General features: G+C 45.5%; 20 protein-coding genes and 1 riboswitch. Of the genes, 19 read left to right on the top strand and 1 reads right to left on the bottom strand.

All coding sequences use genetic code 11. The annotated features are described in order from the left end of the window. The first annotated feature begins 100 nt into the window (after positions 1-100). The 15 genes from BK126_RS27535 (at position 101) to BK126_RS27465 (ending at position 15121) form a co-directional block, all read left to right on the top strand. The gene (locus tag BK126_RS27535; protein WP_076315663.1) at positions 101-1381 is read left to right on the top strand and encodes an HD domain-containing protein; all 1281 of its coding nucleotides are present in this window, start codon (positions 101-103) and stop codon (positions 1379-1381) included. A 41-nt stretch (positions 1382-1422) separates the two neighbouring features. Continuing rightward, positions 1423-2190, top strand: a complete 768-nt coding sequence (locus BK126_RS27530) for a TatD family hydrolase (protein ID WP_076315662.1) — start codon at positions 1423-1425, stop codon at positions 2188-2190. 227 nt (positions 2191-2417) lie between these two features. After that, a riboswitch (cyclic di-AMP (ydaO/yuaA leader) is annotated at positions 2418-2664 on the top strand. Positions 2665-2941: 277 nt separating this feature from the next. Next, positions 2942-4180: a ubiquitin-like domain-containing protein gene (locus tag BK126_RS27525; protein ID WP_076315661.1), complete on the top strand. Its 1239-nt coding sequence runs from the start codon at positions 2942-2944 to the stop codon at positions 4178-4180. Between the two features lie 166 nt (positions 4181-4346). Then, positions 4347-4892, top strand: a complete 546-nt coding sequence (gene rnmV / locus BK126_RS27520; protein WP_047914170.1) for a ribonuclease M5 — start codon at positions 4347-4349, stop codon at positions 4890-4892. A 4-nt stretch (positions 4893-4896) separates the two neighbouring features. After that, positions 4897-5784, top strand: coding sequence for a 16S rRNA (adenine(1518)-N(6)/adenine(1519)-N(6))-dimethyltransferase RsmA (rsmA, locus tag BK126_RS27515; protein WP_076315671.1), 888 nt, complete (start codon positions 4897-4899; stop codon positions 5782-5784). Positions 5785-5879: 95 nt separating this feature from the next. Next, complete coding sequence (gene yabG, locus BK126_RS27510; protein WP_076315660.1) at positions 5880-6785, top strand: sporulation peptidase YabG; 906 nt, start codon at positions 5880-5882, stop codon at positions 6783-6785. A gap of 259 nt (positions 6786-7044) precedes the next feature. Then, the gene (gene veg / locus BK126_RS27505) at positions 7045-7323 is read left to right on the top strand and encodes a biofilm formation stimulator Veg (protein WP_076315659.1); all 279 of its coding nucleotides are present in this window, start codon (positions 7045-7047) and stop codon (positions 7321-7323) included. 129 nt (positions 7324-7452) lie between these two features. Beyond that, complete coding sequence (locus tag BK126_RS27500; RefSeq protein ID WP_076315658.1) at positions 7453-8037, top strand: RNA polymerase sigma factor; 585 nt, start codon at positions 7453-7455, stop codon at positions 8035-8037. Next, positions 8003-9670, top strand: a complete 1668-nt coding sequence (locus tag BK126_RS27495; protein WP_076315657.1) for a DUF4179 domain-containing protein — start codon at positions 8003-8005, stop codon at positions 9668-9670. Before BK126_RS27500 ends, BK126_RS27495 begins: the two co-directional genes overlap by 35 nt. A 122-nt stretch (positions 9671-9792) precedes the next feature. Next, positions 9793-9975, top strand: coding sequence for a small, acid-soluble spore protein, alpha/beta type (locus tag BK126_RS27490; RefSeq protein WP_076315656.1), 183 nt, complete (start codon positions 9793-9795; stop codon positions 9973-9975). A 153-nt stretch (positions 9976-10128) separates the two neighbouring features. Next, positions 10129-10983, top strand: a complete 855-nt coding sequence (gene ispE, locus BK126_RS27485) for a 4-(cytidine 5'-diphospho)-2-C-methyl-D-erythritol kinase (RefSeq protein WP_076315655.1) — start codon at positions 10129-10131, stop codon at positions 10981-10983. A gap of 116 nt (positions 10984-11099) precedes the next feature. Beyond that, positions 11100-11933 carry a pur operon repressor gene (gene purR, locus BK126_RS27480; protein ID WP_076315654.1) on the top strand — a complete coding sequence of 278 codons (834 nt, stop codon included), beginning with the start codon at positions 11100-11102 and terminating at the stop codon, positions 11931-11933. A 189-nt stretch (positions 11934-12122) separates the two neighbouring features. Then, positions 12123-12407 carry a septation regulator SpoVG gene (gene spoVG, locus BK126_RS27475; protein WP_047914164.1) on the top strand — a complete coding sequence of 95 codons (285 nt, stop codon included), beginning with the start codon at positions 12123-12125 and terminating at the stop codon, positions 12405-12407. Positions 12408-12669: 262 nt separating this feature from the next. Then, complete coding sequence (gene glmU / locus BK126_RS27470) at positions 12670-14070, top strand: bifunctional UDP-N-acetylglucosamine diphosphorylase/glucosamine-1-phosphate N-acetyltransferase GlmU (protein ID WP_076315653.1); 1401 nt, start codon at positions 12670-12672, stop codon at positions 14068-14070. A gap of 97 nt (positions 14071-14167) precedes the next feature. After that, complete coding sequence (locus BK126_RS27465) at positions 14168-15121, top strand: ribose-phosphate diphosphokinase (protein ID WP_076315652.1); 954 nt, start codon at positions 14168-14170, stop codon at positions 15119-15121. Between the two features lie 80 nt (positions 15122-15201). Here BK126_RS27465 and BK126_RS27460 read toward each other — a convergent pair whose 3' ends face one another. Continuing rightward, positions 15202-15402: a hypothetical protein gene (locus BK126_RS27460; RefSeq protein ID WP_047914161.1), complete on the bottom strand. Its 201-nt coding sequence runs from the start codon at positions 15400-15402 to the stop codon at positions 15202-15204. Positions 15403-15552: 150 nt separating this feature from the next. On the opposite strand from BK126_RS27460, the gene pth reads away from it, so the two are divergent. The 4 genes from pth to BK126_RS27440 all read left to right on the top strand — a co-directional run bounded on the left by pth (position 15553) and on the right by BK126_RS27440 (position 21373). Continuing rightward, positions 15553-16110 (top strand): aminoacyl-tRNA hydrolase, encoded by a 558-nt coding sequence (gene pth / locus BK126_RS27455; protein WP_076315651.1) that lies wholly within the window; start codon positions 15553-15555, stop codon positions 16108-16110. A 97-nt stretch (positions 16111-16207) separates the two neighbouring features. Then, complete coding sequence (locus tag BK126_RS27450; RefSeq protein ID WP_076315650.1) at positions 16208-16438, top strand: anti-sigma-F factor Fin family protein; 231 nt, start codon at positions 16208-16210, stop codon at positions 16436-16438. A 251-nt stretch (positions 16439-16689) separates the two neighbouring features. Next, positions 16690-20214 carry a transcription-repair coupling factor gene (gene mfd, locus BK126_RS27445; RefSeq protein WP_076315649.1) on the top strand — a complete coding sequence of 1175 codons (3525 nt, stop codon included), beginning with the start codon at positions 16690-16692 and terminating at the stop codon, positions 20212-20214. Beyond that, positions 20201-21373, top strand: coding sequence for a peptidylprolyl isomerase (locus BK126_RS27440; protein WP_076315648.1), 1173 nt, complete (start codon positions 20201-20203; stop codon positions 21371-21373). Before mfd ends, BK126_RS27440 begins: the two co-directional genes overlap by 14 nt. Positions 21374-21629: the final 256 nt, after the last annotated feature.

Genomic DNA, 21629 nt, shown 5'->3' with positions numbered 1-21629 from the left:
TATGAAGTGATTAGCTTGGATAAAGTCGAAATCCGACTTTAGTTGCACACAATTGAATTTTGCTATAAGAATTTAGGTTGAGAAAAGGAGCTGATTATCAATGGAACAAAAGCTTAGCGAAGAGAAAGTATTTAAAGACCCTGTACATAACTACGTGCATGTCCAGGATCCGATTATATGGCAGCTTATCAACACCCCGGAATTTCAGCGTCTTCGCCGAATTCGACAATTGGGGACTACATATTTGACTTTTCATGGAGCAGAACACAGCCGCTTCTCCCATTCATTAGGTGTGTATGAAATTACAAGGAAGATCATATCGCAGTTTGAACGCAATGAATATCCCGATTGGCCTAAAGAAGAGAAGCTAGTTGCTCTATGCGCAGCTCTGCTGCATGATGTTGGGCATGGTCCTTTTTCCCACTCTATTGAAGAAGCTTTTGATATGGATCATGAAGAATGGACCTGTAAGATCATACTGGGAGATACCGAAGTGGGCCGGATACTGGGTACCGTAGGTCCTGATTTTGCCCAAAAGGTCGCTTCTGTGATTGCCAAGACGTATGACAAGCCTATTGTTGTCAATCTGGTTTCAAGTCCGCTCGATGCCGATCGAATGGATTACTTGCTGCGGGATGCCTATTATACCGGAGTGAATTATGGAACCATTGACCTTGACCGAATACTTCGAATGCTGCGCCCTTACCAGGGAAGAGTTGTGGTTAAAGATTCTGGAATGCATGCCGTAGAAGATTATTTAATGTCGAGATATCAGATGTATTGGCAGGTATATTTTCACCCTGTAACTCGAAGCTCCGAAATTGTCCTGCGTCAAATCTTTAGAAGAGCCAAGGAACTCGTAGAAGAAGAGTACATCTTCAGCTTCATGCTTAGACCCCTCCTTCATCTGATTAAAGGCGATGTATCGGTCAAGGACTATCTTCGTATCGATGAATCTACGATTCAGGCTGCCTTTAATGAATGGACTTATGAGAAGGACCCCATTCTGAGTGAGCTGTGTACCCGGTTCCTGGACCGTAAGCTCTATAAGTATGTGGAAGTGGATTATATCGAGCAGAAGGATATCAAGCGAATAGAAGAAGCATTTCTCAAGGCAGGCTTGAATCCAGCCTATGACCTTGAAATTGATTTTCCTACCGATCTGCCGTATGATGTGTTCCGACCTGATATTGCGGGGAGCAAGAGACAGATCATCATTCTAGACAAGCAGGAAAGACAAAGAGATATATCCGAGGTATCCGAGATTGTCCGCTCTATTAGCGGCATGCAAAAAGGGAATTATCATCTGTACTTCCCGCAGGAGAAGCTGATGAATGCACTACCCAAGCTGCCTCCGGAAATTGCCGGTATGTTTAAATAATGTGAGACAAGATACAGTCCTTGAAAGGAGAAAAATATACGATGTTATTCGACACACATACACATTTGGATGCACCCGAGTTCGACGCTGACCGCGAGGAAGTGATTCAGCGCGCTGTCGAAAAGGGGGTTACCCGAATGATTAATATAGGATTTAATCGGGAAACAATTCCGACTACGATGAAACTTGCCGAAACCTATGATTTTATCTATGCGGCAGTAGGCTGGCATCCTGTCGATGCCATTACGATGAAGGATGGAGATTTGGAATGGATTGCATCATTATGTAAACATGAGAAGGTCGTTGCGATCGGTGAAATTGGTCTGGATTATCATTGGGATACGTCTCCTAAAGAGATTCAGCATGAGGTGCTGCGCAAACAAATTGGACTGGCTAGAGAGATCGCTATGCCGATTGTTATTCATAACCGGGATGCGCATGAAGACATTATTCGAATTCTGCGGGAAGAGAGGGCACAAGAAGTAGGCGGAGTGATGCATTCTTTCTCAGGCAGCTGGGAAACTGCAAAAATGGCGCTGGATATGGGCTTTCATATCTCCTTCGGAGGACCGATCACGTTCAAGAACGCGAAGCAGCCCAAAGAGGTGCTTGCAAAGGTACCGCTTGACCGGCTTTTGATCGAAACGGATTCACCATACCTGACTCCACATCCATTCCGCGGCAAGAGAAATGAGTCAGCTCATGTGGCCTTGGTAGCAGAAATGGCAGCGGAGCTGAAGGGCATTTCTGTGGAGGAATTGGCAAGGATTACGACCGCAAATGCACTGGAACGATTTGACATTCGTTAAAATAGAGAGAAAAACAGGTGAAAAAGGGAGTAAAACGGAGCGATTAAACTTTTTGTAAGACTTTTTCGCTGATTATTACAAATTTTTAACCAATTATTTAGAAAAACATAGTTGAATACTGCTTTACAACATGTATCGAAACAGGATATCATCGTTTCAGTGAATTGTTGATTGTTGGTAAAGTCCATTTTACATTCAGTTGATTTACCACTTTGAATTCACTTCATGAGTCATTCTCGCTGAATCTTTTGTAATTTAACAAAGAACGGGGGAACCGATATAGTGGTCTGCTGCTAGTCAGAAGATGGAATTAAGAGAGTTGTCTCTCTTGCTCTGACCACTGTATTTGATTTCAACACTTGAGTCTTGGGGTGAACGTAAAGGACAGCTGCCATGAGCAGCCTGGATCTGAGCGGGGGCGACTCTTACGCCCGAACCCGACAGCTAACTCCGTAAGCGTATTGAAGAGGCAAAACTCGTGCATGATGTTTCCGATATTCTCATTTGAACTTATCGGAGCCACGAAAGAGTTCCTCTTAAACTCTTTTTTGGCTTCTTTGTTTTAGGAGAATAAAAGTTACATTGTCGTCATACTGTTGGTTAACAGGAGGTGACATCATGCTGCGAAGAGTGGCACATGATGCAGAATCGGACGGGAGTTTCTCCGGTTTTGTAGACAAATCGGTATAGTCGCGTCAAATACAATCATGCAATACTCTTGACGGCGGGACTATGAAGGAGGACGGAGGAAGTGGGAAATTTCCAACTAGAGGAGACCCATGAGTCACCATCATCCAGCAAGTCTTTCGCGTTGCGATGGAAGCATGAGAATCTGCGTCAGATCACACTAGTCGCAATCTTCTCAATCGCACTGTTAGTCATGATCTCACTCATTGTGTATGGTCAGGGAGGCAAAGAAATCTCAATTGTCGTGGACGGCAAGGTTCAAACCTTGGAAACACGTGAAGGAATGCTTAGTGAAGTGCTGGATGAGCATTCAATCGCAGTCAGTCCACATGACGAAGTATCGATGTCTTTGAGTGATGAGATTGAAGATGGGGATCGAGTAACAATTAACCGGGCCGTAGCGATTAACGTAACGGCAGACGGTGAGACAGAGCAAGTTTATACAACACAGGATACCGTTAAGGAAGCACTTGCTGCTCATAGCATCGAAGTATCAGAAGATGATAAAGTATATCCTGCTGCTGACACTGCGGTGAAGGCAGATCTTAATATTCGAGTAGTCCGGGTGACTAAGCAAACAGCGTCACAAGAAGCTTCGATTCCGTTCAAGGTGATCAAGACGGCTGACCCAAGCTTGTACAAGGGCGATAACCGGGTCATTCAGAGCGGCAAGGAAGGTGTAATTGTCCAGACGATCGAGAAGACCTTCCAGGACGGCGAATTGGTGTCCAAGAAAATGACCGGCAAGAAGGTACAGACCAACCGTGTCGACAAAGTCATTGCCGTAGGAACGAAGAAGAAGCCTGAGCCAGTTCAGGAAACCGTGGTTGCCTCTGCAAGTGAAGCTGAAGCTGCAACTGCAACTGCAACTGCTTCTAAAGCTTCTAATGCATCCTCTTCAAAATCGTCAGCAAATCTGGCTGATAAAGTGAAGAAGGTATCTGCTTCAAGTGACAGCGATTCTGTCACGAAGGACGGAGTTACATTCAAGGCCAAAAAAGTGCTAAGCAATGTATCTATGACGGCCTATTCCTCAGAACAAGAGGGCATTGGTACGAAGACGGCTTCCGGCACGCGTGTACAGGAAGGGCGTACCATTGCAGTTGACCCTGATGTGATCCCTCTCGGATGGTGGGTATACATTGAAGGCGTAGGATTCCGTCGTGCCGAAGATACAGGCGGCGCAATCAAAGGCAACAAAATTGATGTGTATTATGACAGCTTGGAGCAGGCACTCAATTTTGGCCGCAAAAAAGGTAAAACAGTATACGTTATCGGTCCGGTGAAGCCGGAACTGAATTAAAATATATTTTACAATGCGTCCCTGATGTTATAGTATTAACATCAAGATTAGGTGATGCTATATAAGGTGAACGAAAGTTTAGACAGCAAGTCTATCGTTTGCCTCTTACATGCAGAAGAGGAGTTTTTCCTCTTCTCTTTTTGTTTAGAAAGGAAGTCATGTGGTCATGATTAAAGAAATCATTGTCGTTGAAGGCAGAGATGATACCGTAGCCATCAAGCGTGCAGTGAATGCAGATACAATAGAAACCGGCGGTTCTGCTATAAACGCCCGTATACTTAAGAAAATTGAGCTTGCTCAGCAAAGAAGAGGTGTTATCGTCTTTACGGACCCTGATCATGCAGGCGAGCGAATTCGCAAAATAATATCGAACAAGATTCCCGGCGTGAAGCATGCCTTCATTAAGGAGCAGGATGCGACCCGCAAAGGTGATATTGGTGTGGAGAATGCATCTCCTGACTCTATCCGCGCAGCACTGTCCAAGGTGCATACAACCTATGATGGAGCTAAGCCGCTCATAGACTGGCAAGATCTGATTGAAGCCGGACTCATCGTCCATAAGGACGCCGCAAATCGGCGTATGATGCTGGGTAACATTCTGGGCATAGGATATTGTAATGGCAAGCAGCTGCATAAGCGGCTGACGATGTTTCAGATAAGCCGTGAGGAATTTGTACGAGCACTAGAGCAAATAGAACGTGAGGGATCGTGAGAACGTGAAAAATATAGATGAAATTGCAACACCGAGACGAACGAAAGAGATCATAGCGAAACACGGTTTTTCTTTCAAAAAAAGCCTGGGACAAAATTTTCTGATCGATCAAAATATACTCCATAAAATTGTGGATGCTGCTGATCTGGATGAACATAAAGGTGCACTTGAGATCGGACCGGGAATCGGTGCTCTAACAGAGAAGCTTGCACAGCGTGCAGGGACGGTAACTGCGGTCGAAATAGACCAACGCTTGATACCGATCCTCACCGAAGTGCTGGAACCTTACTCTAATATATATGTACATCATGGAGACGTTCTTAAAACAGATCTTCCTGAATTATTTGCAAAAAATTTCGCGGGCATGGATAAGGTCAGCGTCGTTGCTAATTTGCCTTACTATGTAACGACACCGATCTTGATGAGACTGCTGGAGGAGAAGCTCCCGCTCGACAGCATCGTTGTCATGATTCAGAAGGAAGTTGCAGAACGAATGGCTGCTTCCCCAGGAACGAAGGATTATGGGACGCTCAGCATCGCGGTGCAATATTACAGCGAGCCTGAGCTGGTATGTATCGTTCCTCATACGGTTTTTATTCCCCAGCCTAATGTTGAATCTGCTGTTATTAAGTTAAAGGTAAGAGAGAAGCCTCCGGTTGAAGTGAAGGACGAGAAGTTTTTCTTCGAAGTGATTCATGCTTCATTTGCACAAAGACGGAAGACCATCGCGAATAATCTGAAGAGCCGTTTCTTTACCAAAGAAAACAGAGATCAGCTGGAGCCCCTGCTGGAGGCAGCTGAGATTGAACCTGCGAGACGAGGAGAGACACTCAGTATTGAAGAGTACGCCCGTCTAAGCGATGTCTTGCTGGAAGCAGGGATTAAAGGTTAAGACGCTGAAGAGCCTTGTACTCCGCAAATTACGAAAAAAGAGATGAACCAAAGCCCTGCCTCGCCCATAACATAGGGTTAGAGGTGATAACGTTGATGAATATAGGAGACTTGGTCGTTCGGAAATCGTATGGAGGAGATGTCACGTTCCGAGTGGAGGGCCTCGAGAAGGATAAAGCAGTCATTAAAGGAACCGAATTCAGGCTCCTTGCGGATTCTCCGCTGAATGATCTGATCAGAGTGCCGTATGAGCCAGAGACGAACAAGACCCGGCTGGCACATATTAAAGCAAACGAATCTTACTCGCTATTGCAGAAGCATCGTCTGGAGCAAGCACAGCGTAACCAGGCGGGGTTAGTTGATGAGTGGAGCAAGAACACACAAACAGAGTCTCCTTCTTTTTTTGAAATGCCTGGCAAGGTGCTCCATCTGGATGGAGATCCTAATTATCTTAAGAAAAGCATGGCATTGTATGAAAGACTGCGTGTACCCGCAGAAGGCCATTATGTACATGAAGCTTCCATGGCAGATACACTATATCGGCTCCTGCCGCGCTCACGTCCTGATATAGTCGTTATTACGGGGCATGACGGAGTACTAAAGGGCAGACAGCCCTATGATCTGTATAACATCAATCATTATAAGAATTCATCCAACTTCATTACAGCCGTTCAGGTAGCCAGACAATATGAATGGCATTTGGATGCGCTGACGATCGTTGCAGGTGCGTGTCAGTCTCATTTTGAAGCACTGATCCGTGCAGGTGCGAATTTTGCCAGCAGCCCCAGCCGGGTATTAATACATGCACTTGATCCTGTATATGTGGCAGCGAAGGCGGCGTTCACCTCCGTGAAGGATACTATTAACATTAATGATATTATCCATCACACGATTAGCGGCAGTGACGGTGTCGGCGGGCTTGAGTCCAGAGGGAGCTATCGGATAGGCTTACCTCCCCTTCAGGATTTGTCCACTCTTAAGGTCACACCAGCGGCGATCTGAAGCTTATAGAAGAAATATTTGTGTCACAAGGACTCCTTAATTTAAAGGGGTCTTTTTTTGCTTCATATAACAAGGGTGAAATGAGCTATTTACCAAGAGAAGGGTAGCGAATTCGATCCAAAAAATATGGTGGCGAATTAAAGCAATAACGTTGCTAAAATATTCGTTGACAACACATTTTTGATGCTGATATAATTGATGATTTGACAAACTATGAAACCCCTTGTATAATGGACAAGGAAAGAGGTGGTCGTTAGCCATGGCTAAAAATTCGCTATTGGATATCAAACGCAGTCTCGACGCTCATGTTGGCCAGAAGATTCTACTTCGTGCAAACGGTGGACGCCGTAAGACAATTGAGCGTACTGGTGTATTGGAAGAAACGTACCCTTCTGTTTTTATTGTGAAGCTAGATCAAGAACAGCAAACGTTTAAACGGGTGTCTTACAGTTACGCCGATATATTGACTGAAGCAGTACAGGTTTCAGTATATGATCCTGAGCAAGTGGTCAGCGAAATATCGTACAACGAAGTGTAAGCTTGATTTCTCAAGGCGGCTCTCGTCCATTAAGGACGAGGCCGTTTTTTTTATTGTCCAAGTGAGAGGATTAGCTGCCAGCACCGTCTTATTAAGGGCGAGGGATAAGCACGGCTTAAGGAGGGCGTTATGGAGGACACACACAGCATAGAAGAACAGCAAATCATCGCAGATATCCTTAATGGAAATAAGCAGCTATACAGCGTGATCGTAAACCGCTACAAGCATCGAATATTTTGCTTTATACAAGGAATGGGGATTCCAAGGGAGGACGCAGAGGATCTTGTCCAGGAGACCTTTATTAGAGCTTACCGCAAGCTGGCAAGCCACAGATTGGATAGCAGCTTTAGTGCTTGGCTGTATAAGATTGCAGTTAATCAAGCAATTGATGCACGTCGGAGACAGAAGAACTGGCTGCCTCAGGAATACATAGCTCATAAAGAAGCGTTAAATACTCCGGAGAACGTGATGCTCCGCAGTGAAATGATCTCTGAAGTGCATGCCCTTCTGCAGGTGCTTAAAGATGAGGAACGCTTAGTCATTCTGCTGAGGTATACGAACGAGCTGAGTTATGAGGAAATAGCCAACATTACAGGGCTCAGCTCACATCAAGTGCGAAACAGGCTCCACCGGGCGAAGAAACGGATGAAAAAGGCACTGACTGAGGAGGTGAGGGATTATGAGCTGCTTGAAGCCTCATCAAATGGAAGATAAGGTGATTCGCGGATTAACGCTAACAGACAAAGAACATCTTAGCCGCTGCGAGCATTGCAGCACATTATATGAGTCGATCCTGCATGAACATCAGGAATGGAACAGCAGGCTGTATTCAGCTCGCGTAAGCGAAGACTTCACAACCCATATAATGAATGCATTAGAAGACGTTGAGATCGAACCCATTGACCCTAATGAGGAGAAGAGGATGACCTTATTAAGACAAAGAAACATAAAAAGGTGGATATCTGCTGCAGCCGTAGTTATCGTTTTGGGGGGGAGCTCCTATTACGCTCTGCAGCAGCCTTTTGTTCAGCAGCAGCTGGGTATTCAAGAGCAGATTGAGCCTTGGGCGACGCCTATGGAGCTAATAGGGTATGGCATCTTTAAAAAGTACGGTGAACTAGCGCAATATCCAAAGATTAAGGCAGAGAGCAATGGAGTTACAGTGAGTGTAGAAGAAGTGCTGGCTGATGCGACCCAAATAGTAATTGCCATGGAAATTACGAAGGATGGAGACATGGAGTATTCGCCTCATCTCGGATGGGAAATGAATATGGAGGATTACTTTAGGGTAACGAACTCGGAAGGAAAGGATATTGGCATCGTGGATAACAACAAGAGCAGGGGAATGAACGAATATAAATTCGTTAGGATCCCGCTGGACACGAGCAATATTTCGGACACCATACAGATCACCAGCACACTTAACAAGCTGCAGGCCTCAGATGCAAATGGCGAGCCGATCTTTCTCGAAGGAGACTGGAGCTTTGAGTTTAATATCGATATGAGGAAAGCGATGCAGCAAGCTGTCATTACTGAACTTCATGAATCTTATCAAATGCCTGATGGGACAAAGGTGAGAGCAGAGCAGCTCACTCGTACCCCGAATGGATACAGGATAGATTTTGTGACGGAGCAAGCGAGTGCCGATGTAAGTGAGGAGAATCCGCTTTATTCTGGGGATGAGGAGACGCTCCTATATTTTGACCTAGCCAATGGGACAGCTGGAGACAACTATGAGAGATATGTTTACTTTAACGATGATGATAACCGAATGACGATTCGTTATAGAGACGACAAGGAACTCCATTGGAGCCTCTACTTTAATGCAGAACAGGACATGGTTGACAAGCCATTCGTATTTCATTTCAAAGGATACTCTCAGCTTGCTTCTACCAAGGGAGAAATAACCTTTAGACCGAGAGCTCTCCTGTCCAAGCCGGCGGTGTTTAAAGATCAAGGAGATCAGTTCACATTTACCAGCATGACCGTGTCGGATGACCCCGGAGGAGAAGATGAAAAGGTAGGCATACTTAGTCTGTCGGCTGAGCTCAAGAACAACTTTGCTAAAGATAAGTGGGTAATGACTGATAAGAATGGGAAGGAGTATCAGGTTGAATATAGAGGAGCCATGAATATGGACACGAAGGAATTGTCCGATTTCAAGTTCATTATGAGAGGGATGTCAGAGCTGCCAGAGGAAGTGACCCTGAAGCGGGTTACAACCGATAAAACAGTCGATGATATGAATTGGAAATTAGAGCTGCCTGGCGTAAAGGAAGTTCCATGGGAATTAATCGATTGGGAGAAGGAAGAGCTCAAGTATAGAATGAATTTGGTAAGTGAATAAGTAAAATAAAGGGAAAAACTATGTCTACGCTTTAAGCAGATGCGCATACTTTATGCCTGCCAGACACATACTAACGTTCGAAACATGAAATTATGAGTCCCCTAATATAAGGAGGAAATCTGATGAGCCGCAGAAGACGCAGTGTAATGTCAGAAGAGCTCAAGTATGAGCTGGCCAAGGACCTGGGCTTTTATGATACTGTTCAGCAAGAAGGCTGGGGCGGAATCAAAGCCAAGGATGCAGGCAATATGGTGAAGAGGGCTATACAGCTTGCAGAGCAGGCAGCACGTAAGAATCAAGGATAATTAGGAGGGTCCCCTGGGATACAGCAGGGGGCTTTTTATATATTCGTATTCTAACAGCCTTATTTGTGAAGGGAAGAATATGACTTGACAGTCTGCTTTTGATATAATATGTTAAGTTGTCTTGAGGGAATAGCTGAGGGTGGGTGAGTCGCCTTGAAAATTTATGAAAAAGCTCCTGCGAAAATTAATTTGATGTTGGATGTATTACATAAAAGAAGCGATGGTTATCATGAAGTAGAAATGATTATGACCATGGTTGATCTTGCCGATCGGATTGAAATGTCTGAAATCAAGCGGGATACGATTATGATATCAAGCCAGGCGGGATATATCCCCCTGGATGAGAAGAACCTGGCCTTCCAGGCTGCCAAGCTGGTGAAGGAGAGATATGACGTTAAGAAAGGTGTGTACATTCATCTCGATAAGAAGATACCCGTTGCTGCCGGTCTTGCAGGCGGCAGCAGTGATGCTGCGGCAACCCTGCGGGGCTTGAATAAGCTGTGGGGTCTCGGTATATCAGATGAAGAGCTGAGGCTCCTGGGTGCAGAATTAGGCTCGGATGTACCTTTTTGTATTACCGGAGGTACCGCACTAGCTACAGGAAGAGGAGAACAGCTGCATCAGCTTCCGAATCCGCCGCAATGCTGGGTCGTGCTGGCAAAGCCGCCGATTAACGTCTCTACTGCAGAGGTATATGGTCGTGTACGCAGCGATCAGATCCAGAAGCATCCATCCGCCAAAAGAATGGAAGATGCGATTCGCAATCAGTCTTTTGCAGGGGTTTGTAAGGAACTAGGTAATGTATTAGAGGATGTGACTGTGAAGCTGCATCCAGAGGTAGGACAATTGAAGGAAGCCATGTTGAAGCTCGGAGCGGATGGTGTTCTTATGTCCGGAAGCGGACCTACTGTATTTGGTCTCGTATCAAAAGAATCAAAGGTGCCGAGAATTTATAATGGTCTTCGAGGATTCTGTAAAGAAGTTTATGCAGTAAGATTACTGACATAGGCTTCATTTTTTCCATTTATAGTATAAAAACGAATTGATTGTTGTACAAATACGTACAAAAATGATATATTGAATTGTAAACATTCGGATTTGGAGATAGATCGTGAGGAATCGACGTGAAGAAATTAAAGCGAAGCGCTCGTTTAGTGGAAATGACACAATATTTGCTCTCGAGACCACATACACTGATTCCCTTAACGACTTTTGCAGAGCGTTATGGTGCGGCGAAATCTTCAATTAGTGAAGATCTTGCCATTATCAAGGAAGTATTTGAGGATGAAGGAATGGGAGACTTGCAGACACTCGCTGGCGCAGCGGGCGGGGTGAAGTTTATGCCCAAGATGTCCTATGAACGTTCGTTATCCTTCATACAGAATTTATGTGAATTACTCGAACAGCCTGATCGGATTTTACCTGGCGGATATTTATATATGTCTGATCTGCTGGGTCAACCGGCTACAACGAACGAGATCGGCAAGATAATGGCTACTGCATTCGCAGGCCGAGACATTGATGTCGTGATGACAGTGGAGACCAAAGGCATTCCGCTTGCCTATGCTGTAGGCTCCCAGCTCAATCTTCCTGTAGTCCTAGTTAGACGAGATCATCAAGTGACAGAAGGCTCAGCTGTGAGTATCAATTATGTATCCGGCTCTCATAAGAGCCTGCATACGATGTCCCTATCCAGAAGAGCTCTTCCAGAGAAGTCTCGCGTGCTCATCGTCGATGATTTTATGAAGGCTGGAGGAACGGTGCAAGGGATGATTGATTTGTTGAAGGAGTTTAATGCGGAAGTGGCTGGAGTCGGCGTACTTGTTGAGTCGGGCGAAATTGATTCAGAAGAGCGTTTGCTGCATGATTATGTTTCGCTGGCAACACTGACAGCAGTGGATCCCAAGACGAAACAAATCTCAGTGGCACCAGGCAATTATTTTAACCGAAGCGAGTGACATGAACACCTGTGACACAGAAGGATTTTTATCGATCTTTCGCAAGTTTTGTCGAATAGCTCTTGAATTGCACCAAAACTCAAAAAATTCCTTAAATTAGGACATTTTTATGGAAATAAAAAGAAGGAGTTTCTGTATGCTGTGTGGAATTATACACCAAGTTCCGATGGAAAAAGGTGGTGAACACACATGCAGATTACAGATGTCAGACTCCGCCGTGTCAACTCTGAGGGGAGAATGAAGGCTATAGCTTCGATTACAATCGATAACGAGTTCGTCGTTCATGACATTCGCGTTATTGATGGTAACAACGGAATGTTTGTTGCTATGCCGAGTAAACGGACTCCCGATGGAGAATTCCGTGACATCGCCCATCCGATTTCTTCCGGTACACGCGAGAAGATTCAAGCCGCTGTTTTAGCTGAATACGAACGCGCTGCAACTGAGGAAGAGGTTATTGAAGAAGGCGCTTAAGAACATTATTGGGGTTCGAAAGAAAAGAGGGTCATTTTATGGCTCTCTTTTCTTTTTTTCAAGAATGAAGTATATTCATTAATGAGCAATATTGGAGCACAGACTTGTTCTCTCCCATAATATGGATTATGGGGTACTTGCTTGTGCCCAATTTAATGTTGACTAGACCGTTATTCCTTTCAAAGTGAACGAGGAATGGGATCCTTTTCGTTCTGTAACAGCAGAATGGATAACATTACAAATTTCAGCGCAGGAGGTCGGGATGTTGAAGAAAATGGCTATTGTACTTGCCGCTGGGCAGGGCAAACGAATGAAGTCCAAATTGTATAAGGTGTTGCATCCGGTATGCGGCAAACCGATGGTCGGCCACGTTCTGGACACCGTAAAACGTGCAGGCGTTACTCGTAACGTTGTCGTGGTAGGACATGGAGCAGAAGCTGTACAATCTTACTTGGGAGCTTCCGCAGAATACGTATTACAAGAGCAGCAGCTTGGCACGGGACATGCCGTTAAACAGGCTAAGGATTTGCTAGGTTCTGAGGAAGGAACCACGATTGTCATTTGCGGCGACACCCCGCTCGTTACAAGTGAAACACTCGAAGGCTTGATGCAGCTGCATGAAAGCCGCGGTGCTGCAGCTACCGTTCTGACCGCTCATATGGACAACCCGGCTGGTTATGGCCGTGTCATTCGGGGCGAGGATGGATCTGTAACGAAGATCGTTGAGCAGAAGGACTGCAACGATGTAGAGAATGCGGTTCAAGAGATAAATACAGGTACCTATTGCTTCGACAATGCCAAATTGTTTGAAGCTCTGGATAAAGTGACGAACAACAATGCACAGCAAGAATATTACCTGACTGATGTTGTCGGTATTTTCCGTGAAGCAGGCGAAACGGTTGAAGCCTTCATGACCTATGATGCAGCAGAATCGATTGGTGTAAACGATCGTGTAGCTCTATCTGAGGCGGAAGGATTTATGCGCGAACGTCTTGCACGCAAGCATATGCTTAATGGGGTAACGATTATTGATCCTTCTTCCACCTATATCGGTGCCGATGTTGAGATTGGCGCAGACACGGTCTTGTACCCTGGAACGATGCTTAAAGGCAACACCAAGATTGGAGAGCAATCCATCATTGGTCCGAATACAGATATTGAGAACAGTGTCATCGGCGATAACGTTACCGTGAAACAGTCCGTATTAGTCGATGCTGAAGTGGGCAATGAAACATCGGTAGGGCCATTCGCGTATCTGCGTCCAGGTGCCAAGCTGGGAGAACAAGTGAAGGTCGGCGATTTTGTTGAGATCAAAAACGCAACCATTGACAACGGATCGAAGGTGTCTCACTTGAGCTATGTAGGTGATGCAAAAGTCGGTAAGAATGTGAATATCGGCTGCGGCGCGATAACTGTGAACTACGATGGATATAATAAGGCTGTCACAGAAATTGAAGATGATGCCTTTGTCGGCAGTAACGTGAATTTAATTGCGCCTGTCAAAGTAGGTAAAGGCGCTTATGTTGTTGCAGGCTCGACCATTACGCATGCTGTTCCGGAGAATGACCTTGCTATTGCAAGATCGCGTCAAGAGAATAAGCCAGGCTATGCAGAGAAGATTCGCGGACGTGCGATAGCCAAGAAGAATAACGCTAAATCCTAATATTTGCTGCATTTCTCGATGAAGCAGCGCCGACGTTTTAGACACAAGCAGATCTAAAAATAGATTCCAATGAACCAGCACGGAGGTTTTTTATTTTATGACTTATTTTGATTCCAAATTAAAAATATTTACTTGTAACTCGAACCCGAAGCTTGCACACCAAATTGCTGATTACATTGGTATTCCTATGGGCGAATCCCATACCACAAGTTTTAGCGACGGTGAAATTCAAGTGAAGCTGTCTGAAAGTGTACGTGGCAGTCATGTTTACATTGTTCAATCGACTTGTGCCCCAGTAAACGACAACCTCATGGAGATGCTGGTTATGATTGATGCATTGAAACGTGCATCTGCCAAAACGATCAATGTCGTTATTCCTTACTACGGATATGCAAGACAAGATCGGAAGGCACGCTCAAGAGATCCGATTACCGCTAAGCTTGTAGCTAACCTGATTGAAAAAGCAGGAGCAACACGCGTCATCGGGATGGACCTGCATGCCATGCAGATTCAGGGCTTCTTCGATATTCCGGTAGACCACATGCTGGCGGTTCCGATCTTGGCACAGTATTTCCGTTCCAAGCAAATTGAGAATCCTGTTGTCGTATCTCCAGACCATGGCGGCGTTGTACGCGCACGCAAACTGGCGGATTTCCTGAATGCTCCACTTGCGATTATCGACAAGCGCAGACCGGAGCCTAATGTCAGTGAAGTTATGAATATTATCGGTAATATTGAAGGCAAGACAGCAATCTTGATTGATGACATTATCGATACTGCGGGTACAATTGTGCTGGGCGCCAATGCACTTATGGAAGGCGGAGCCAAAGAAGTGTACGCTTGCTGTACACATCCTGTATTGTCAGGCCCTGCGATGGAGCGTTTGGAGAATTCTCCGCTGAAGGAAGTTGTTGTAACGGATACCATTCCGATTACACAGCCGAATCCAACGAAGAAGCTGAATGTTCTATCCGTCGCTCCATTGCTTGGCGAAGCCATCATTCGGGTTCACGAGGAATTGTCGATTAGTAAATTGTTTGAAATCGAATAAAGATCTGCATGAAATAAGAAAAAGGGGTTACGTTGTCGTCTAGGACGACAATGTAACCCCTGTCGGCGTATCCCGGTTATTTAATATCCGGGCCTTGAAATGAATTGATGATAAGATCGGTTAAACAGAGCACCGTTAATTTCTACAAAGGGCTCATCATAAGTGGTAATGCATCCGATCTCGACATGGTTGCCGTGGTCATACACTTGCACCGGTATGGCCTGTTCCAAATGGTGTTGAAATTGGTACGGCTGCGTTAAACGTTCAATATCATGGCGCATGACCGGTTCATCCTTTCTTGCTGTTATGCTGATCGAATCTAAACAATTGTTTTTATTGTAAAGTGAAACTTCGTGTAAGTCCAATTGGTTGTTCAAGATTTATGTGCTGGCAAGGAAGCAATATAATATATGAAGGAGGCAGCTTCTCATATGAAATGGATAGTGGGACTTGGTAATCCTGGTTCCGAATATGCCAAGACGAGGCATAACATAGGATTTATGGCCCTCGACGCTATGGCAGAGCGCCATGGCATCACTATTAATCAGAGTAAGTGCAAGGCTCTCATCGGAGAAGGTATGATACAAGGGGAGAAGGCTGTATTGATTAAGCCAATGACGTATATGAATCTCTCCGGCGAATCCATTAGAGCATACATGGATTATTATAAGGTTGCCCTTGAAGATCTCATTGTAGTCTATGACGATATGGATACGGAAGTGGGCAAGATCCGCCTCCGATACCAAGGCAGTGCAGGTGGACATAACGGAATTAAGTCTATTATTCAGCATACCGGGACACAACAATTTAATCGTGTCCGTATGGGTATTTCGAGACCGGAACCAGGCTACGCGATTGTAGATTATGTTCTGTCTAAGTTCGCGAAGAAGGAGCAGGAAGCAGTTGAATCTATGATTGAAGCAACCTGTGACGCCCTCGAGTATGCGATGAAGGATACTTTCGAACGGACGATGGCGAAATTCAACTGATTTCTTTTCCATGATAAAGAATCAAGAAAAGAATTATATAAACTCGTGATTTCTGGAAAGAATAGAAGATATCATTTCTTTTCAGGAGGATACGAGTATGCCAATTCATTATGTCTGCAGACATTGCGGGACTTCAATCGGACAAATTAATTCATCCGAAATAACAGAAGCAAGGCTGGGTCTTCATTTCTTGACCCCTGCAGAACGAAGGGATATAATAGCCTATAATTCAAAAGGCGAAATGATGGTTAACATCACATGCGACTACTGTAATGAGGCTATCCTGGTGAACCCAGAGCTTAGTCTGTTAACAAGCCCGCTGCAATAGCGGTTAATAGGGAATCAAGAAGCATAGTACAGTGCTTTAAGGATGGGAATTATGCATCCAGCCTTGCGGCCTTGGCAGCGTTTGCTGAGGCTTTTTTTTCAGTTATCGGACGGCAGCCGGACCACTTTTGCTGGTAAGGTCAGTCAAAAAAGATTATGATGAAATCAGATTCATTATCCATATGTTTACAGTTTAAAAGGCAATGACAGGTTATATTAAAAGTAAAGTAAGTTATAAGAGAGGTGCCCCTTTTGCTACAAGCACTTATTGAAGCTTTTACTAAAGATTCCGATTTTGAATCGATAACTTCCGGTATTCGGTCAGGAATGAAGGAGCAGCTTATCTCCGGATTATCGGGTTCAGCTCGCCAGGTCATGATGGCTGCGATGCATAAACAGCTGGATCGGCCGATGCTCGTGGTGACACATAATATGTTTGCGGCACAGAAAGTGGCAGAAGACTTACAGGAAGCGCTTTCTGCGGACCAAGTGCTGCTCTATCCTGCTAATGAATTGATTGCTGCAGAAGCAGCGATTTCTAGTCCTGAAACACTTGCTCAGCGCATTGAAGTATTACTGAAGTGTGCAGCCGGTTTTCGGGGCATTGTTGTGATTCCACTCTCTGGTGCAAGACGTTACCTTCCTGCTCCGCAGGTGATAGCTAGTGCAGAGATTACCCTTAAGCAGAGTGGAACGATTGAGCTGGAGCATTTTCTCAAGCGTATGGTTGAGCTCGGATATGAACGCGTTGAGCGTGTCGAATCTCAAGGTGAGATGAGTGTACGCGGAGGAATTATTGATTTCTTCCCACTCACGGCCGAGCTGGCTTATCGTATTGAGCTGTTTGATGATGAAATTGACTCGATACGGACATTTGATCCCGCAGATCAGCGTTCCATTGACCGAGTAGAGCAAGTGGTTATAACACCGTGCAAGGAACTGATTGCTAGTCAGGAGAGAATGGAACAGGCAGCAGATCGAACCGCGATTCTGCTTGAAGAGCAGCTTGATAAAACAACGGACCGCCAAGCGAAGCTGCGTCTGCGCGAGGAGATCCATCGTGAAATCGAGCTGCTGCGTGAGCATGTCTATTTTCCGGAAATCTATAAATATGTAACAGAGCTGTATCCAGAGAAACAAACCATCTATAACTACATGCCTGAAGATACGATTCTTATTATGGATGAGCCGGCAAGGCTTCTGGAGACAGGCAAGCAGCTCGAACGAGATGAATCGGAGTGGAGCGTTCATTTGCTGCAAAATGGCAAAACGCTGCCGCAGCTTACACTCTCGCTTGACCATGATGAGGTGCTGTACCATCGACCGTTCCAGACTTTATTCGTATCCATCTTCCTTCGTCAGGTACCACACACACAGCCGCAGAACATCCTAAATATGGTCAGCCGCAGTATGCAGGATTTCCATGGCCAAATGAATGTGCTTAAGGCGGAGATGGAGCGCTGGCAAAAAGCCGGCGTCAACGTCGTTATGATGGCCAGCGGTGAGGAACGGCTTGATCGGATGCGTAAAGTGCTGCAGGATTATGACATCCATGAGCCAAACATGGTCATTGGTAATTTGCAGAGTGGATTTGAAATGCCTTCGATCCATCTGGCTGTCATCACTGAGGGAGAGATGTTCTCTCAGAAACAACGTAAAGTACGGAAACCGATGCGTAATGTGGACAATGCAGAACGGATCAAGAGCTATAGTGAGCTCAAGGTTGGAGATTACGTCGTACATCAAAATCATGGAATCGGCAAGTATATGGGTATCGGCACCCTTGAAGTAGGCGGTATTCATAAAGATTACATGCATATTTTATATGCAGGCGGCGACAAGCTGTCTGTTCCGATTGAGCAGATCGATCTCATCCAGAAATATGTCGGTTCAGAAGAGAAAGAGCCGAAGATCTATAAGCTGGGCGGAAATGAGTGGACCCGTGTCAAAAATAAAGTCCGCAGCTCTGTCCAGGATATAGCCGATGACCTGATTAAACTCTATGCAGAGCGGCAATCCTCTCCGGGGTATGCCTTTGATAAGGATACCGCAGAGCAGCAGGAATTCGAGGATATGTTCCCATATGACGAAACGCGAGATCAGGTTCGCGCTATTGAGGAAATCAAGAAGGATATGGAGCAGGGTCGTCCCATGGACAGACTGCTGTGTGGGGATGTAGGCTACGGTAAAACAGAGGTGGCCATACGTGCTGCATTCAAGGCGGCGATTGAAGGCAAACAGGTTGCTGTTCTTGTACCGACGACTATTCTGGCTCAGCAGCATTACGAGACATTCCGCGAACGCTTCTCGGGGTATCCGTTTAATGTCAGTGTCCTTAGCCGCTTCCGTACACGTAAAGAGCAGAACGAGACGGCCAAAGGCATCAAGCAAGGAACGATTGATATCGTCATTGGTACGCATCGTCTGCTCTCTCAGGATCTTGTGTTTAAAGATCTCGGGTTGTTAATCGTGGATGAAGAGCAGCGATTCGGCGTTACACATAAGGAGAAGCTGAAGAAGCTGAAGACGAATGTCGATGTGCTTACACTAACGGCTACTCCGATTCCGAGAACTCTCCATATGTCGATGCTGGGTGTAAGAGATTTGTCGGTTATCGAAACACCGCCGGAGAATCGCTTCCCCGTACAAACGTATGTTGTAGAGCACAGTCAGACGCTCGTTCGTGAAGCTATTGAGCGGGAGCTGGCACGAGGCGGTCAGGTGTACTACTTGTACAACCGAGTACAAGGTATACAAGAGATGGCAGCAGAGATTTCCGCACTTGTCCCAGAGGCAAGGGTGGGGGTTGGTCACGGCCAAATGTCCGAATCTGAACTGGAAAAAACGATTCTCGATTTTCTAGATGGTGAATTTGATGTGCTGGTCAGCACCAGTATCATCGAGACCGGGGTTGATATTCCAAACGTAAATACACTGATCGTGCATGATGCGGATAAAATGGGCTTGTCCCAGCTGTATCAGCTGCGCGGTAGGGTAGGGCGTTCGAATCGGATTGCGTATGCCTATTTCACGTACCAAAGAGACAAAGTCCTTACAGAAGTAGCGGAGAAGAGACTGCAATCCATCAAGGAATTTACAGAGCTCGGCTCTGGATTCAAAATTGCGATGCGAGATCTCTCTATCCGCGGCGCCGGGAATTTGCTTGGTGCGGAGCAGCATGGCTTCATCGCCTCTGTCGGTTTCGATCTGTACTCTCAGATGCTGTCAGAGGAGATCAATCGACGCAAAGTAACGATGCTCGGTGAAGAAGCACCGCAGGAGCAGAGCTGGAGCACCTCCATTGATATCAGTATTGATGCTTATCTGCCTTCTGATTATATCTATGACAGTATTCAGAAGATCGAGATTTATAAGAAGGTTGCCGTACTGGCTGCATTTGATGATGCAATGGAGCTTGAGGATGAGCTGGTTGATCGGTTTGGCGATCTGCCGGAAGCCGTTACGAATCTGCTGTCTGTTGCCAGACTCAAAATATATGGCAAGAAATACGGAATCGAGACGATTATGCAGCGCGGGGACCAAATCTCTGTGAAGTTCTATGAAGGACGCGAAAAAGCAGTGGATGGCGCTAAGCTTGCAAGGATTGGCAATCAATTCGAAAGACGTGTACAATTTGAACAAGGACAGAGCATGATTGTCCATATTAAAGGCAAGGGTCTGAGCGATCAAGAATTGCTCCAAACATTAGAGAAGTTTCTTGCAGCCATGAAGGATGCATTCAAATCAAAGGGGGAACTACAGGATGTTGCAAAATAACAGAAAAACCTGGAAAGCGATCGCGGTGACCGCTGTCGGTGCTCTATCGATCTCACTTCTGGCAGCATGCGGAAGCAATGATGAGGGAGGTGGCAGCACCAGTTTCAATAACTCAATTGAAGGCGACACGAGCAGTGTGGTTGTAAAATATAAAGGCGGCGAAATCACGGAGAAGGAATTCAATTCAGAGCTCAAGATTATGGAGTTCATGAATCCAACGATTGCAGCCTACCTGCAAATGGATGAAATGCGCGAGATGTTTGTGAAACAGCAAGTAGCGTATGAATATTTGAGTAAAGACGTGTCTCAAGAAGCAGGGGAAAAAGGTCTTGAAGAGGCTGAAGCACAGCTTACTCAAATGAAAACCCAGGTTGGCGGAGACGAAGCCTGGAAACAGATGCTTACGGATTATGAAGTAACAGAGGACGAGCTTAAGAATTATATGACTCGTGTCTTAAGCTTGGTTGAGTATAAATCGCAGGATGTAACGGACGAGCAGGCAAAGACGGAATATGAAGCGAATAAAGATCAATTTATTACAGCAAGTGTTCGTCATGTGCTGATCAGCAACACCGATCCTGAGTCAGGGGAAGCTCGCCCGGAAGGGGAAGCTCTTAAACTTGCGAAGGAAGTCAAAGCCAAGCTAGACAAAGGTGAAGATTTTGCTGCCATTGCCAAAGAATATTCGGAAGACCCGGGATCTGCAGAAAATGGCGGATTGTATGAGGACACACCGGTTACGAATTGGGTAGAGGCTTTTAAGGAAGCTGCAAAGACTCAAGAGAAGGGTGTCATTGGCGAACCGGTTGAAACGGATTACGGCTACCATATTATTAAGGTGGAGAAACGTACAGAGCCAACTTTTGAAGAATTAACAGAAGCTCAAATGAAGATGCTGAAGAGCTCTGTTGTAAACCAGGACGTGCAGGAATTCATGACGAATGAAGTGGATGGAGTCATTGAGGGAGAGATCACTCTGCCTGCGAAACCGGCTGCTGAAGAAGGTACCGAGGGTACGGAAGGCACCGAAGGTACTGAAGGAACTGAGGGAACTGATGCTGGAACTGAAGGTTCTGAAGAAGGATCGACAGGCGATGAAGGCGCAGCAGATGCAGGAACAGAGGGCGAGACCACAGAATCGAATACCGATGGTAAATAAAAAGAAGGCAGAGGCGCGGGAAACCGCGCCTTTTCTTTTTTGGCTGAAGGCTGATTCTGTGCTTAGGAACTTATTGTATATTTCATGTATAAGGAACTGGGAACAGAAGAATACTATGGTCTAGATAGATTGAACTAAAGTTCTGCATCGTCATTATTTTGATCAGAGGTGGATCTGGTGGCAGGACTAACCCTGCAATTACTGCAGGAAGCCCTTCACATTGGGGCTGATCTGTTACCCGTGATGAACATATTTT

This window comes from Paenibacillus sp. FSL H7-0326, from assembly GCF_001955535.1.
Taxonomy (GTDB): domain Bacteria; phylum Bacillota; class Bacilli; order Paenibacillales; family Paenibacillaceae; genus Paenibacillus; species Paenibacillus shunpengii.
This window is presented reverse-complemented; position numbering and strand designations above follow the sequence as displayed.